Origin of the sequence: Anaeromyxobacter paludicola, assembly GCF_023169965.1 — a bacterium.
Classification (GTDB): domain Bacteria; phylum Myxococcota; class Myxococcia; order Myxococcales; family Anaeromyxobacteraceae; genus Anaeromyxobacter_B; species Anaeromyxobacter_B paludicola.
Genome location: NZ_AP025592.1, coordinates 1,050,615 through 1,064,262, shown reverse-complemented (window position 1 = coordinate 1,064,262; position 13,648 = coordinate 1,050,615). Strand labels below are relative to the sequence as shown.

Here is a 13,648-nt window from a genome sequence, read left to right as displayed (position 1 = left end):
CGGGGAGCTACCGTCCCTTCACATCTCGTGACGGGGGACGCGGCGTGACCAAGGCAGAGCTCATCGAGAAGGTGCAGTCCGCCCGCGGCGAGCTGTCGAAGCGCCAGGTGGCGGACGTGGTGGACGCGGTCTTCGATCAGCTCTCGCGCGCCATCCGCAAGGACCGGCGCTTCGCCGTGCCGGGCTTCGGGACCTTCACGGTGAAGAAGCGCGCCGGGCGCGTCGGCCGCAACCCCAAGACCGGCGAGGCGATCCAGATCGCGCCCACGAAGACGGTGGGCTTCAAGCCGGCGCCGGAGCTGAAGAAGGTCCTCTAGGGCGGCGCGCCCCCGTTTCGCGCTATCATCGGCCCCGATCGGCAAGGAGGGCGGCGATGAGCAGCCTCGCGGAGTGGCTGGCGGCGTTCAGGCAGCTGCACGACAAGGCGCGCAAGCAGCATCTCACGGAGCGGGAGCGGGCGGTCTACCTGTCCGGCCGCGACGAGCTCGCGCGCGCGGTGATCGCGGCCCAGCGGCTCTCCACGGTCGTGGGACAGACCCCGCGGCAGGCGCTCCGCATCGCGCGGGCGCTGCAGGTGGACCTCGACTGGTCGGTGGGCTCGGAGCGCGCCATGACCCTCGACCTCTCCGTGGGCGGCTTCGGCGCGCTGCTCGCGAAGCCGCCGCCGTCCGACGAGGATCTCAAGTTCTCGCTCCGGATCCCGGGCGCCGACCCCGTCGCCGGCCGCGCCCGGGTGGTGGACGTCAAGGTCCAGCCCGGCAACGCGCGGGTCTGCTTCGCCTTCGTCGGCCTCGGGGCCGCGGAGCTGGAGCGGCTCGAGCTGTTCATGTTCGACGCGCTGCTGACCCAGCTCGCCGGCTGAGCCGCGCCTCGAGCGCTCCGCTCGAGCGGAAGGCCGGAGCCTGCCGCGCGTGGTGGGGGGCCCCCGCGCAGCGGGGGGAGGAGCGGAGCTCCTCCCGGGCGGGCGAGCTGCGCGAAGCGCAGCGCAAGGGACCCGCCGAGCGGAGGGGGAGGCTCCGACGGCTTCGCCGGCGGAGGGGGGCAGCATGCCCCCCATAAATAAAGGGCGGCTCCCGGAGGAGCCGCCCAGTCCGCGCCAGGTGCACCCGTACCCGGCGGCGGGTTCCGAAGCTCAGGCCTTGGGCGCGGCGGCCGCCGGCACGAGCTTGTGCCAGTCGAGGTCCACGTCGAGCTGCACCGTCCAGAGCCAGTCGGGGCGGCCGGTGCCGCGGATCCCGGGCCCCGGCAGCATCGTCGTGGCGTTCGAGTCGAAGAAGAAGACCGGGCCGGTGAGGATGTCGATGGCCGGCGTGAAGTAGAGGCCGATGCCGCCGCCGACCGCGCCGAAGGCGTTCTTGCCGGTCTGGACGTCGGCGGTGAAGTTGATCTTGTTGAGGCCGGTGAGGTTCAGGACCACGTCGGGGCTGGTCCAGCCGGCCATGAACCCGGCCCGCTGGACGTCGCCCGAGGAGCTCACGAGGAGCTTGTCGTTGAGCCCGTAGTAGCCGCCCACCGTGAGCGCGCCGATCATCGGGAAGGTCTTCCCGAGCTCGGCGTGCAGGATGTCGAAGTCGCTCACGTCCGACTTGAAGCCGACGCCGTAGATGCCGCCGGAGAGCCCCGGGCTCCACTCGCCGAAGGCGCCCTCGGGCACGCCGAGCTTGGCGTTCAGGTAGAGGTTGGTGGAGGCGAGACCCGGCATGAAGCTGTCGATGCCCACCTCCGCCTGCAGCTTCTCGAACGGCAGCACGCCGACCGTGAGCCCGTAGTCGTTCTGGAAGGCGCTCCGCTCGGACACGTAGGTGTCGTAGGTGAGGTGGGGCACGAGGTACGGCTGGACGTAGGTGGTCGCCGGCGTCCAGAACGTGGTGGAGGAGGTCGCGCGGGCCGCGGTCGCGGAGAGGAGGAGCGCGGCGGCGGCGAGAAGTCGGGACATCTTCATCGGGGGGGTCTCCAGTCGAGGGAATGAAGCGGGCTCGCCGGAGTGCCTTTGCAGCCTGCGTGCCTGCCGCCCGAAGTGCGTCTGGGCGGCGATTTTCCGCGTCGTCGCGGGGGCGCTGCCTGCCGGGGCGGCAACGGCTGCCGCCCCGGCGGGCAGGCTACTTCGCGGCCGCGTGGAGCTCGGCGCGGGCGGGGCTCGCCGCCGCGGCGTGGTGGTGGTGGTCCGAGGAGCCCGAGTCGAGGTCGCTCGAGATGTAGGCCCGCTCGCCCGACTCCGACATGTCCATGCCGCTCCACTCGTCCTGATCGTCCGCGCGGAGCGGGGTGACGGCGCCGACGAGCTTGAAGATCCCGTAGGAGAGCGCGCCGGACCAGATCATCGTGACCCCGACGCCGAGGGCCTGGAGCCCGAGGAGGCGCAGGCTGCCGTCCGCCGCGTCCGGGTTCACGCCCTTGGTGGCGAAGATCCCGGTGAGCAGCGCGCCGAGGGTGGCGGCCACGCCGTGCACCGCGAAGACGTCGAGGGAGTCGTCGAGGCCGAGCCGCGGGCGGTAGCGGACGGCGGTGAGCGAGGCCAGGGCCGCGATGGCGCCGATGAGGGTGGCCGCGAAGGGCGTGACGTAGCCCGCGGCCGGGGTGATCGCGACCATGCCGGCCACGGCGCCCGACGCGAGCCCGACGCCCGACATCTTGCCGTGGAACAGGAAGAGCTCGGCGAGGCCCCAGGCGGCCGCGGCGGCGGCGGGGGCGAAGAAGGTGTTGGAGAAGGCGTACGCGGCGAGGCCGTTCGCGCCGAGGGCGCTGCCGCCGTTGAACCCGAGCCAGCCGAACCAGAGCAGCCCGGCGCCGAGGATAGCGAAGGGGACGTTGTGCGGCAGCACCGTGGGCTGGCGCAGGCCGCGGCGGCGGCCGACGACCATGGCGCCGACCAGCGCCGCGACGGCGGCGTTGATGTGCACCACCGTCCCGCCGGCGAAGTCGAGCACGCCGAGCTGGCGCAGCCACCCGCCCGGCGCCCAGACCCAGTGCGCCACCGGCGTGTAGACCACCACCGACCAGATGGCGACGAAGAGGACGAACGCCTTCACCCGGACGCGCTCGACGAGCGCCCCGGAGATGAGGGCGGGGGTGATCACCGCGAACATCGCCTGGAAGAGCATGAAGGCGGCGTGGGGCACGGTGGGCGCGAGATCCTTCGCCACCTCGCCGCCGACGCCCCGCAGCCCGAGCCAGGAGAGGCCGCCCACGAAGCGGTCGAGCGGGCCGTAGCCGGGCGAGAACGAGAGGCTGTAGCTCAGCGCCATCCAGAGCACGCCCACCACCGCCATGCAGACGAGCGACAGGATCATGGTGTGGACCACGTTCTTGGCGCGGACGAGCCCGCCGTAGAAGAACGCGAGGCCGGGGGTCATGAGGAGCACGAGCCCGGCGCTGACCAGGACGAGGGCGGTGTCTCCCGAGTCGACCTGACCCGGCGGGGTGGCGAGCGCGAGGGCCGGCAGAGCGAGCCCGAGCGCGAAGGTGGCGATCTTGTTCACGTTGCCTCCATGGAGTGCGGCGGCTGCCTCTGCACCGAGCGTGCCCGCAACTCGGGCACCAGTTCTCGGGCACTTGCCCGTTCGCGGCGCGCGGCTGCCTCCGGCGCGAGCAATTCCGTGCCCGTCCTGCGGGCAGGGGCGGCGGCCCGCCTGGGACCGGGCGGGCGCCCGCCTGACCTCGACGCGCGCGAGAGCCGCCGATTATCGTTGGAGGGTCCGCCCTCTCGAGGCCGGGACCGGACGGCCTTTCTGCCGTCCGAAGTGGAAAGAAGAGAAGAGCATGGCGACTGGTGTTGTGAAGTGGTTCAACGACGCGAAGGGCTTCGGGTTCATCACCCAGGACGGCGGGGGCGAGGACGTCTTCTGCCATCACACCGCGATCGAGGCGGAGGGGTTCCGCAGCCTCGCGGAAGGCCAGAAGGTCGAGTTCGAGGTGAAGCGCGGCCCGAAGGGACTCCAGGCCGCGAACGTGCGCGCCATCTAGCCGACGGCGCCGCTCGATCGGTCGAGGCCCGGTTCCGATCAGGAGCCGGGCCTCGTCGCGTCCGGCGCCGCCCGGTTCCGATCGGGGAGCCGGGCCTCGTCACGTCCGGCGCCGCCCGGTTCCGAATAGGAGCCGGGCCTCGTCGCGTCCGGCGCCGTCGCTACTCCGACCGCGCCACCGTCACCGGCCGGGCGCGGTGCGCGTCGGCGCGCGCCGACTGACCCTTCTTCGCCACCTTGCGCGTCGCCGGCTTCTGCGCCTGGGCGTGGGTGAGCTTGCCCCGCTTCGCCTTCGCGTCCTTCTTCGGCCCCGCCTTGCCGGCCTTGGCGGGCAGGGCCTTCCTGTTGGCGGGCTTGGCCTTCACCTTCGCCTTGGCCGGGCGGTGCGCGACCGGAGCCGCCTTGGCGGGCGCCTTGCGCGGCTCGGCCTTGGGGGCCGGCGGCGGGGCGGGCGGGGGCGGCTCGTAGACGTCGTCGTCGCTCGCGCTCTGGAGCGACGGGGGCGCGCCCTCGACGACCCGGTACGCGGTGCGCTCGAGCTCCTCCTGGCCGGCGGCCTTCTCCGCCCACGTGCGGGCGGCCGGCTCGAGGTCGGCCGCGTCGAGCGTGTGGTACGCGGCGGTCCGGTCGCCGGCGCGGGACTGCAGCGCGGCGAGGTGGAGCGCGGCGCGCCCCCGCTCGCTCGCGCCGGTGCCGGCGCGATCGTCCACGAGCCGCTGCAGCGCGGCCATGGCCTCGCCCGGAGCGGCATGGCCGCCGAGCGCCAGCTTGGCCAGCCCGAAGGCGGCGCGCGGGTGGGTGGGGGAGCGCTCGAGCGCCGAGGCGTAGGCGGCGCGCGCGGCCTCCCAGCTCCGCTCGCGCCGGAGCTGGTCTCCCTGGAGCGCCAGGGCCGCCGGGTAGCGCGAGGGATCGGTCGCCGCGGGCTCGAGCGCCTCCTTGAGCGCGGCGGGCGCGCCGGCGAGCAGCGCCACGCGGGCCCGCAGCGTGCCGGCGAGCGGGCCGGCGGGGACCCGGCCGAGGTGGCTCGTGGCCGTGCCGGCCTCCCGGGCGCGCAGCGCCAGGGCGGCCTGGGCGAGGTGGGCGCTCTCGGGGACGGTGGCGGCGCGCTCGGGCTCGACGAGGAGGCGGCGCGCCGTCCCCTCGGCCGGCGCGTCGCGGTAGTCGAGCGCCAGCATCGAGAGCGCGAGGGCGCGGAGCGAGCCCGCCTCGACCGGATCCATCCGCGCCAGCGGGTCGAGCAGGTCGGCGGCGCCGCGGTACCCGCCGTAGGTGTCGAGGAGGACGAGGGCGCGCGCCTTCGCGAGCCCCTGCGCCAGGATCTGCGCGCGGTGGTGGGCGCGCCAGGCGAGGGCGCCGGCGGTGGCGACGAGCACGAGGGCGGCGAGGGCCGCGGCCCGGTACCAGCCCGGGCGCCTGCGCCGGGCGGAGGCGCCCTCCGCCGGAGAACCGTCACCGGGCTCGAGGTCGCCGTCGTCGGCGGGGAGGGGAGCGGCCTCGGACCTGCCCGGTCCGGGCTCGACCGACGCCCAACCCGGATCACCCTCCGTCACCGGCTCTGGAGCGACCGGCTCGAAGGATGATCCGGAGATAGGCGTGGCCATGGCGTCCCCTCTTCCTCTTCGTCCCGAGGCGGTCGGACGTTATCGCCCGATACCGCTCGAGTCAAAAAAGGGGAACGCTTGAAACTACTGACCCTTCTCCTCGCGCTCGTCCTCGCGGGCGACGCCGGAGAGCACGTCGTTCACCGAGGGGAAGCGGGTGATCTCGGTGCGGGCGATCTTCCAGGCCTGCTGCACGATCCAGGAGAGGGACCGGTCCTGCCGGTTGGCCTCGTTCTGGATCTCGGTGAGCATGTCCTCGGGGAAGTACAGTGACTGCTTGCGCTTGTCGGTGCCCGGCATCGCGTCTCCGTTGTAGTTCGGTAGCAGCCTTATGTATGCCGAACGGGTTTGGCGGGTCAAGGTTGCCGCGCGCCACCTACATCACGTTTCGTGAAGGCGGCCGGCGCGTTCGGGGCGGGTCGGATGGGGGCCGGCGCGGCTCGGCCCCCGCGCCTGGAAAAAGAGAGAGCCGGCATCGCTGCCGGCTCTCCGTGGGCCCAGAGGGGGAGGGGGGGGACCCCTAGGCCCAACGTCAAGATCGCGTGTCGTCCCCAGAACCCCGGCCCCCGGTTCATCATTCCCGCAGCGTCTCGGCGGCCGCGGCGGGTGATACGATGACCTCCGTGACTCCTGTAGCGACGACGGGGGGAAGTGTCCATCAATTCGTGATCGCGGTCAAGGAGACGGTCAAAAAGCGCCGTCTTTTCGGGCCCGACGACCACGTGCTGGTGGCGCTCTCCGGCGGGCCGGACTCGACCGCGCTCCTCGCCGCCCTGGCCGCGCTCGAGCGGGCGGGCGAGCTCGCCCGGCTGTCCGCGGTGCACGTGGATCACGGGCTGCGGCCCGGGAGCGCCGCCGAGGCCGACGCCTGCGCCGAGCTCTGCGCCCGCCTCGACGTCGCCTTCCACCGGCGCGCGGTCGAGGTGGCGCGGGGGAACGTGCAGTCGCGGGCGCGGCTCGCCCGTTACGCGGCGTTGCGGGCGGTGGCCCTGGAGGCCGGCGCGACGCGGATCGCGACCGGCCACACCCGCACCGATCAGGCGGAGACGGTGCTGCACCGGCTCCTGCGCGGCGCCGGGGCGCGGGGGCTCGGCGCGATCCCACCGAAGCGCGGGCTGCTGGTGCGGCCCCTCCTCGATCGCTCCCGCGCCGAGGTCCGCGCCTTCCTTCGCGACGAGGGGCTGCCGTGGCTGGAGGACCCGAGCAACGAGAGCCCCCGCTACACCCGCAACCGGATCCGGCGCGAGCTCCTGCCAGCGCTCGCCCGCTTCAACCCGGCCTTCGAGGAGGCGCTGGCCCGCACCGCCGATCTGCTGCGGGACGACGACCGGGCGCTCGAGCGGATCGCCCGGCGCGAGGCGGGCGCGCTCGCCTGGGCCGACGCCCGCCGGGTGCGAGTCCTGCCGCTCGCCGTTCGCCGCCGCGCCGTGCGCCGGCTCTGGAAGGCCGCCACCGGCTCGCGCCGGGGCCTCTCGGCCAGCCACGTCGAGGCGGTGCTCGGCCTCTTCGACCGGGCCGGCCCGGGCCGGATCTCGCTCCCGGGCGACCGCGAGGCCTGCCTCGGCGGGGACCGGCTCTGGATCGGGCGGCAGCCGGAGGAGGCGCTCGCGCGTCGCCGCCGGGGACGCCCCCAGAAGGGCTGATCGCGCTTTCGACCGCCCTGCGGCGCGGCGGCCAAGCTGTTATAAGGTCGGCCACAGGCGGGGCGTCCGGCTGCGGTTCCCGGGAGCCCTCGAAAATAACTTCGGGGGCTTGCCGGTTAGACCGGTCGATCGTCCTACCAGAAGGGGTGCTTAGCCTTGCGTCAGTCCTACAAGACCGTGCTGCTCTGGGTCGTCCTGATCCTGATGTTCGTGGCGTTCTACCAGTTCTTCGCCCAGCACGGCCGGGAGCAGAAGGAGTTCGCCTGGTCCGACTTCTCGGCGCAGATCGAGAAGGACAACGTCCGTGACGTCGTCGTGAAGGACAACATCACGTACTCGGGCCACCTGCGGGACGGCAGCGAGTTCAAGACCGTCGGCCCCATCGACCCGATGGCCACCATCAGCGACAAGCTGGTGAAGAAGGGCGTCAAGGTCATCTACGACAAGCCCGAGCAGAACTCGTTCTGGGTGACGGTGCTGGTGCAGTACCTGCCGCTCGTCTTCCTCTTCCTCCTCTTCTTCTTCTTCATGCGGCAGCTGCAGTCGGGCGGCGGCAAGGCGATGAGCTTCGGCAAGTCGAAGGCCAAGCTCATGACCGAGCACCACAACAAGGTGACCTTCGCCGACGTGGCCGGCATCGACGAGTCGAAGGACGAGCTCGAGGAGATCATCTCCTTCCTCAAGGACCCGAAGAAGTTCACCAAGCTCGGCGGCCGCATCCCCAAGGGCGTGCTGCTCATGGGCCCCCCGGGCACCGGCAAGACGCTCCTCGCCCGCGCCGTGGCCGGCGAGGCCGGCGTGCCGTTCTTCTCCATCTCCGGCTCGGACTTCGTCGAGATGTTCGTCGGCGTCGGCGCCTCGCGCGTCCGCGACCTCTTCGAGCAGGGCAAGAAGAACGCCCCCTGCATCATCTTCATCGACGAGATCGACGCGGTGGGCCGCCACCGCGGCGCCGGCCTGGGCGGCGGCCACGACGAGCGCGAGCAGACGCTGAACCAGCTCCTCGTCGAGATGGACGGCTTCGAGTCGAACGAGGGCGTGATCCTCATCGCCGCCACCAACCGCCCCGACGTGCTCGACCCGGCGCTGCTGCGCCCGGGCCGCTTCGACCGGCGCATCACCGTGCCGCGCCCCGACGTCAACGGCCGCCTCGGCGTGCTCAAGGTGCACACCAAGAAGACGCCGCTCGAGTCGGACGTGGACCTCAACCAGATCGCGCGCGGCACGCCGGGCTTCTCCGGCGCCGACATCGAGAACCTGGTGAACGAGGCCGCGCTCTACGCCGCCCGCCGCAACAAGGAGCGGCTCGACCTCTCCGACTTCGAGTACGCGAAGGACAAGGTGCTCATGGGCACCGAGCGGAAGTCGATGATCATCTCGGAGAAGGAGAAGCGCACCACGGCCATCCACGAGGCCGGCCACGCGCTCGTCGCCAAGATCATCCCCGGCACCGACCCGGTCCACAAGGTCACCATCATCCCGCGCGGCCGCGCCCTCGGGCTCACCCAGCAGCTCCCCACCGAGGACCGGCTCAACATCAGCCAGGAGTACGCGACCAACCAGATCGCGATCCTCATGGGCGGGCGCATCGCCGAGGAGATCACCTTCCACCAGAAGACCACCGGCGCCGGCAACGACATCGAGGTCGCCACCAACCTCGCCCACAGCATGGTCTGCGAGTGGGGCATGAGCGAGAAGATGGGGCCGCTCGCCCTCGGCAAGAAGGAGGGCGAGGTCTTCCTCGGCCGCGAGATGAACCAGGTGGCCACCTACTCGCAGCAGACGGCCCAGGACATCGACGCCGAGGTGCGGCGCATCGTGACCGAGCAGTACGAGCGGGCGAAGAAGATCCTGCTCGACAACGGCGAGGTGCTGAACAGGATCGCCGACGCGCTGCTCGAGTACGAGACCATCGACTCCGCCGACATCGACGTGCTCATGGCCGGCGGCTCCATCAACCGCCCGCCGCCGCCCAAGGCGCAGACCCCCACCGCCCCGGCCACCGTCGACAAGGCCGCCGCCCGCAAGCCCGGGATCCTCGAGGGCGTCGCCGCCCTCCCCAAGGCCGAGCCCGGGAAGGCGTAGTGCTCCCCGTCGCGATCGGGCCCCGGACCTTCGCCGGTCCGGGGCCCTTCGTCATGGGCGTCCTCAACGTGACGCCCGACTCCTTCTCGGACGGCGGGCGGCACGCCGGCGTCGAGCGGGCGCTCGCGTGGGCGGAGCGGCTCCGCGCCGACGGTGCCGACCTGCTCGACGTCGGCGGCGAGTCCACCCGGCCGGGCGCGCCGGCGGTCTCGGCGCAGGAGGAGATCGACCGCGTGGTCCCGGTGGTGGAGCGGCTCGCGCGCGGGGGCTACCCGCTCCCGATCTCGGTGGACACCTGGAAGGCGGAGGTGGCCCGGGCCGCCCTCGCGGCCGGCGCCCACCTCGTGAACGACATCCAGGGGCTCGCCGACCCGGCGATGGCGCGCGCCGTCGCCGAGGCGGGGGCGCCGGTGGTGGCCATGCACATGCGCGGCACGCCCGCCGACATGCAGTCTCGCGCCGTCTACGGCGACGTGGTGACCGAGGTCCGCGCCGAGCTCGAGGCGGTCCTCGCCCGCGCGCTCGCGGCCGGGATCCCGCGCGAGCGGGTGATCCTCGACCCCGGCCTCGGCTTCGCGAAGACGGCCGCGCACAACCTCCTGCTGCTGCGCGAGCTGCCCCGGCTCCGCATCGAGGGCTGCGCGCTCCTCGTCGGGCCGTCCCGCAAGAGCTTCATCGGGCACGTCACCGGCGCTCCGGTGGAGGCCCGCCTCCCGGGGACCCTGGCCGCGGTCGCGGCGGCCGTGCTCGCCGGCGCGGAGCTCGTGCGGGTCCACGACGTCGCCGAGGCGCGCCAGGCGGCCCAGGTGGCCGCCGCCATCCGCGACGCTTCCCAATCCCCGGACGCGCGATAGACTGCGGGCGCGCCTGCCGATGACCACCGAAGCCCTCGACTACCTCCTCGGCCCCGGCACCCGCTGGCGCGACCTCGGCCTCGCGGTCGTGGACACCGGCGTGGTGAGCTACCTGTTCTACCGGATGCTCCTGCTCATCCGCGGGACGAAGGCGCTCAACGTCCTCGTCGGGCTCTCGGTGCTGGGGGTCGCGTACCTCGCGTCGCAGCTCGCCGGGCTGGTGACGCTCAACTGGCTGCTCGGGCACTTCCTCACCTACTCCTTCATGTTCGGCGTGATCGTGCTCTTCCAGGCCGACATCCGGCGCGGCCTCGCCCACCTGGGCGGCCGCGGCATCCTCTCCTGGCTCCAGCCGGGCGACCGGGCCGCGCAGGTCGGCGCGGTGGAGGCGGTGGTCCGCGCGTCGGTGGACTTCTCGCGGCGCAAGGTGGGCGCGCTCATCGTGTTCGAGCGGCTCGCCGACCTCTACGACGTGATGGACACCGGCGTGCGGCTCGACTCGGCGCTCACCCCCGAGCTCCTCGGCAGCATCTTCCACAACGGGGGGCCGCTCCACGACGGCGCGGTGGTGATCCAGCGCGGCCGCATCGTCGCGGCCCGCTGCCTGCTGCCGCTCACGCAGCGCGAGGCCGCCCCCGAGCTCGGCACGCGCCACCGCGCGGCGCTGGGCCTCGCCGAGGAGGTGGACGCGGCGGTGGTGGTGGTCTCGGAGGAGCGGGGCGAGATCTCGCTGGCCGTGGACGGCCAGCTCACGCGCCGGCTCGACGAGCACGCCCTGCGCGAGCGGCTGCTGGCGCTGCTGGTGGAGGACGGCCCGTCCCGCCCCGCCGCCGCCCCGCGGAGCGGCCCCCGCCGGAAGGAGCCCCGTGCCGCGATCTGACCTGCGGCTCCGGCTGCTCTCGCTCGTCATGGCGGCCGCGCTGCTCCTCGTCGTGCGCGGCGAGCGGCGCGTCTCCTACGCCTTCTGGGTCCCGCTCGAGGCCCGGCTCCCGCGGGGCATGTCCACCGCCGACCCGCTCCCGGCGGAGCTCAAGGTCTCCCTCAACGGGCCGTGGGCCCGGCTCCGCTCGCTCGACGCGGCCGAGCTCGGCCCGGTCCTCATCGACCTCTCGCGCACCGGCCCCGGCCCCACCAGCTGGTACGTGCGCGCCGACTCGCTGCACCTCCCCGCCGGGGTCCACGTCGAGTCGATCCACCCGGCGCAGGGCTCGGTGGAGCTCCTCCGGGGGCACCCTTGAACGGCCGCTCCACAACCCCCATCTTCGAGAGACGATGATGCCCGCCTCCACGCGAGAGAACGTCCAGGCCCGCTCCCCCGACGGAGCGATCGCGGCCGCCGCGCCCGCGGCGCAGGCGGCCCAGGGCGCGCGGCGGCTCTTCGGCACCGACGGGGTCCGCGGGGTCGCCAACGTCCATCCCATGACCGCCGAGATGGCGCTGCAGCTCGGGCGGGCCCTCGCGTACCTGGTGCGGAGCGGGCCGCACCGGCACCGGATCGTCATCGGGAAGGACACCCGGCTCTCGGGCTACCTCCTCGAGCAGGCCATCGCCTCGGGCATCAGCTCGATGGGCGTGGACGTGGAGCTGTGCGGACCGCTGCCCACGCCCGGGATCGCCTTCATCACCCAGTCGATGCGCGCCGACGCCGGGGTGGTCATCAGCGCCAGCCACAACCCTTACCAGGACAACGGCATCAAGTTCTTCTCGCGCGACGGCTTCAAGCTGCCCGACGAGGTGGAGCTCCGCATCGAGCGGCTGGTGCTCGGGACGGCCGGGGACGACGGCGGCGCCGAGGACTTCCACGCGCTGCGCCCCACCGCCAACCGGATCGGCAAGGCGAAGCGGATCAACGACGCGGTGGGGCGCTACGTCGTCTTCCTCAAGTCGCTCTTCCCGAAGGAGCTGACGCTCGACGGGCTCACGGTGGTGGTGGACTGCGCCAACGGCGCCGCCTACAAGGTCGCGCCGGCGGTGTTCGAGGAGCTCGGCGCCAAGGTGGTCTGCCTCAACGTCAAGCCCGACGGGAAGAACATCAACGACGGCTGCGGGGCGGTCCACCCGGAGCAGATGGCCCGGTGCATCCAGAAGCACCGCGCCCACCTCGGCCTCGCCCTCGACGGCGACGCCGACCGCGTGATCCTGGCCGACGAGCAGGGGCGGGTGGTGGACGGCGACGCCATCATGGCCATCCTCGGCCGGGACCTCATCCGCCAGGAGGCGCTCGCCAGGAAGACCGTGGTCGCCACGGTGATGAGCAACATCGGGCTCGAGCGCGCCCTGCGCGAGGTGGGCGGCCGGGTGGTGCGGACGCAGGTGGGGGACCGCTACGTCGTCGAGGAGATGCGCCGGTCGGGCTACAACTTCGGCGGCGAGCAGTCGGGACACCTCATCTTCCTCGACCACGTGACCACCGGCGACGGCGTCTGCGCCGCGCTCAACATCCTGGCCGTCATGCGGCGCGAGGAGCGCCCGCTCTCGGAGCTGACCCGCTGCTTCCAGCCGGTGCCGCAGGTGCAGCTCAACCTGGCCGTCCGCGAGAAGCGGCCGCTCGACGAGCTGCCCGAGGTCCAGCGGGCGGTGGCCGCGGTGGAGCGGGCGCTCGACGGCGAGGGGCGGGTGGTCGTGCGCTTCTCCGGCACCGAGAACAAGGCCCGCGTCCTCGTGGAGGGGCCGGACGCGGCCGCCATCGCGGCCCATGCGGAGCGCATCGCCGAGGAGCTGAAGAAGGCTCTCGCCTGAGCGCGCCCTTGCGGTAGATTCCGCCGCATGCCCGCACGCCTCGGAGTCAACGTCGATCACGTGGCCACGCTGCGCCAGGCGCGCCGCGCCGCGTACCCGGATCCGGTCGCGGCGGCGCTCCTCGCCGAGCTGGCCGGGGCCGACCAGATCACGGTCCACCTCCGCGAGGATCGGCGCCACGTGCAGGACCGCGACGTGGAGGTGCTCCGGCGCACGGTGGCGAGCCGGCTCAACCTCGAGATGGCCGCGGTCGCCCCCATGGTCGAGCTCGCCCGGCGGCTGCGCCCCGACGTGGCGACCCTGGTCCCGGAGCGGCGGCAGGAGCTCACCACCGAGGGCGGGCTCGACGTCGCCGGCCGGCTCGACGAGGTGCGCGCGGCCGTGGGCGCGCTGCGGGAGGCCGGCATCGAGGTCTCGCTCTTCGTCGATCCGGACCTGGCCCAGGTGGACGCGGCCCGGGCGGCCGGCGCCGACGCGGTCGAGATCCACACCGGCCGGTACTGCGACGCGCCCGAGGGGCCCGCCCGCGATCAGGAGCTGCACCGGATCGTGACGGCCGCCCGCGCCGCCGCCGAGCGGAAGCTCCGGGTCGCCGCCGGGCACGGCCTCCACTATCGGAACGTGCTGCCGGTGGCCGCCATCCCCGAGATCACCGAGCTCAACATCGGCCACGCCATCGTGGCCCAGGCGGTGCTGGTCGGGCTCGAGCGGGCGGTGCGGGAGATGAAGGACCTGCTGGCGCTCGGGGCGGCCGGCCGGTAGCG

General features: G+C 73.2%; 14 protein-coding genes. 10 read left to right on the top strand and 4 right to left on the bottom strand.

Annotated features, from left to right (window positions below; genetic code table 11):
* The first annotated feature begins 44 nt into the window (after positions 1–44).
* Together AMPC_RS04995 and AMPC_RS04990 are read left to right on the top strand one after the other, a co-directional pair.
* Positions 45–317, top strand: a complete 273-nt coding sequence (locus tag AMPC_RS04995) for an HU family DNA-binding protein (RefSeq protein WP_248344820.1) — start codon at positions 45–47, stop codon at positions 315–317.
* Between the two features lie 56 nt (positions 318–373).
* Positions 374–862 (top strand): PilZ domain-containing protein, encoded by a 489-nt coding sequence (locus AMPC_RS04990; RefSeq protein ID WP_248344818.1) that lies wholly within the window; start codon positions 374–376, stop codon positions 860–862.
* A 270-nt stretch (positions 863–1,132) separates the two neighbouring features.
* Here AMPC_RS04990 and AMPC_RS04985 read toward each other — a convergent pair whose 3' ends face one another.
* Together AMPC_RS04985 and AMPC_RS04980 are read right to left on the bottom strand one after the other, a co-directional pair.
* Entirely contained in the window at positions 1,133–1,936 is an 804-nt protein-coding gene (locus tag AMPC_RS04985; protein WP_248344816.1) for a hypothetical protein, read from the bottom strand.
* Between the two features lie 163 nt (positions 1,937–2,099).
* The gene (locus AMPC_RS04980; protein ID WP_248344814.1) at positions 2,100–3,479 is read right to left on the bottom strand and encodes an ammonium transporter; all 1,380 of its coding nucleotides are present in this window, start codon (positions 3,477–3,479) and stop codon (positions 2,100–2,102) included.
* Positions 3,480–3,759: 280 nt separating this feature from the next.
* Between AMPC_RS04980 and AMPC_RS04975 the strand changes: the two genes are divergently transcribed.
* Positions 3,760–3,963, top strand: a complete 204-nt coding sequence (locus AMPC_RS04975; protein WP_248344812.1) for a cold-shock protein — start codon at positions 3,760–3,762, stop codon at positions 3,961–3,963.
* Between the two features lie 160 nt (positions 3,964–4,123).
* Here AMPC_RS04975 and AMPC_RS04970 read toward each other — a convergent pair whose 3' ends face one another.
* Both AMPC_RS04970 and AMPC_RS04965 read right to left on the bottom strand, forming a co-directional pair.
* A complete protein-coding gene (locus tag AMPC_RS04970; protein WP_248344810.1) occupies positions 4,124–5,563 on the bottom strand; it encodes a hypothetical protein in 1,440 nt (479 codons plus the stop codon).
* An 84-nt stretch (positions 5,564–5,647) separates the two neighbouring features.
* Complete coding sequence (locus tag AMPC_RS04965) at positions 5,648–5,863, bottom strand: TIGR04563 family protein (RefSeq protein ID WP_248344808.1); 216 nt, start codon at positions 5,861–5,863, stop codon at positions 5,648–5,650.
* A gap of 365 nt (positions 5,864–6,228) precedes the next feature.
* Between AMPC_RS04965 and tilS the strand changes: the two genes are divergently transcribed.
* From tilS to AMPC_RS04930, 7 genes are all read left to right on the top strand, one after another.
* A complete protein-coding gene (gene tilS / locus AMPC_RS04960) occupies positions 6,229–7,206 on the top strand; it encodes a tRNA lysidine(34) synthetase TilS (protein ID WP_248344806.1) in 978 nt (325 codons plus the stop codon).
* Between the two features lie 156 nt (positions 7,207–7,362).
* Positions 7,363–9,291: an ATP-dependent zinc metalloprotease FtsH gene (ftsH, locus tag AMPC_RS04955; protein ID WP_248344804.1), complete on the top strand. Its 1,929-nt coding sequence runs from the start codon at positions 7,363–7,365 to the stop codon at positions 9,289–9,291.
* Positions 9,291–10,145 (top strand): dihydropteroate synthase, encoded by an 855-nt coding sequence (gene folP, locus AMPC_RS04950; RefSeq protein WP_248344802.1) that lies wholly within the window; start codon positions 9,291–9,293, stop codon positions 10,143–10,145. Before ftsH ends, folP begins: the two co-directional genes overlap by 1 nt.
* A 19-nt stretch (positions 10,146–10,164) precedes the next feature.
* Positions 10,165–11,025, top strand: a complete 861-nt coding sequence (gene cdaA / locus AMPC_RS04945) for a diadenylate cyclase CdaA (RefSeq protein ID WP_248344800.1) — start codon at positions 10,165–10,167, stop codon at positions 11,023–11,025.
* Positions 11,012–11,383, top strand: a complete 372-nt coding sequence (locus AMPC_RS04940) for a hypothetical protein (RefSeq protein ID WP_248344798.1) — start codon at positions 11,012–11,014, stop codon at positions 11,381–11,383. Before cdaA ends, AMPC_RS04940 begins: the two co-directional genes overlap by 14 nt.
* Before the next feature lie 181 nt (positions 11,384–11,564).
* Complete coding sequence (gene glmM, locus AMPC_RS04935; RefSeq protein ID WP_248346408.1) at positions 11,565–12,884, top strand: phosphoglucosamine mutase; 1,320 nt, start codon at positions 11,565–11,567, stop codon at positions 12,882–12,884.
* 27 nt (positions 12,885–12,911) lie between these two features.
* Positions 12,912–13,646 (top strand): pyridoxine 5'-phosphate synthase, encoded by a 735-nt coding sequence (locus tag AMPC_RS04930; protein ID WP_248344796.1) that lies wholly within the window; start codon positions 12,912–12,914, stop codon positions 13,644–13,646.
* Positions 13,647–13,648 lie beyond the last annotated feature (2 nt).

Bases quoted from the DNA above. Each gene is read 5' to 3' on its own strand.
- AMPC_RS04970 (WP_248344810.1), bottom strand. From the start codon at position 5,563: ATGGCCACGCCTATCTCCGGATCATCCTTCGAGCCGGTCGCTCCAGAG.
- AMPC_RS04965 (WP_248344808.1), bottom strand. From the start codon at position 5,863: ATGCCGGGCACCGACAAGCGCAAGCAGTCACTGTACTTCCCCGAGGAC.
- glmM (WP_248346408.1), top strand. From the start codon at position 11,565: ATGACCGCCGAGATGGCGCTGCAGCTCGGGCGGGCCCTCGCGTACCTG.
- AMPC_RS04930 (WP_248344796.1), top strand. From the start codon at position 12,912: ATGCCCGCACGCCTCGGAGTCAACGTCGATCACGTGGCCACGCTGCGC.
- AMPC_RS04990 (WP_248344818.1), top strand. From the start codon at position 374: ATGAGCAGCCTCGCGGAGTGGCTGGCGGCGTTCAGGCAGCTGCACGAC.
- cdaA (WP_248344800.1), top strand. From the start codon at position 10,165: ATGACCACCGAAGCCCTCGACTACCTCCTCGGCCCCGGCACCCGCTGG.
- AMPC_RS04975 (WP_248344812.1), top strand. From the start codon at position 3,760: ATGGCGACTGGTGTTGTGAAGTGGTTCAACGACGCGAAGGGCTTCGGG.
- AMPC_RS04985 (WP_248344816.1), bottom strand. From the start codon at position 1,936: ATGTCCCGACTTCTCGCCGCCGCCGCGCTCCTCCTCTCCGCGACCGCG.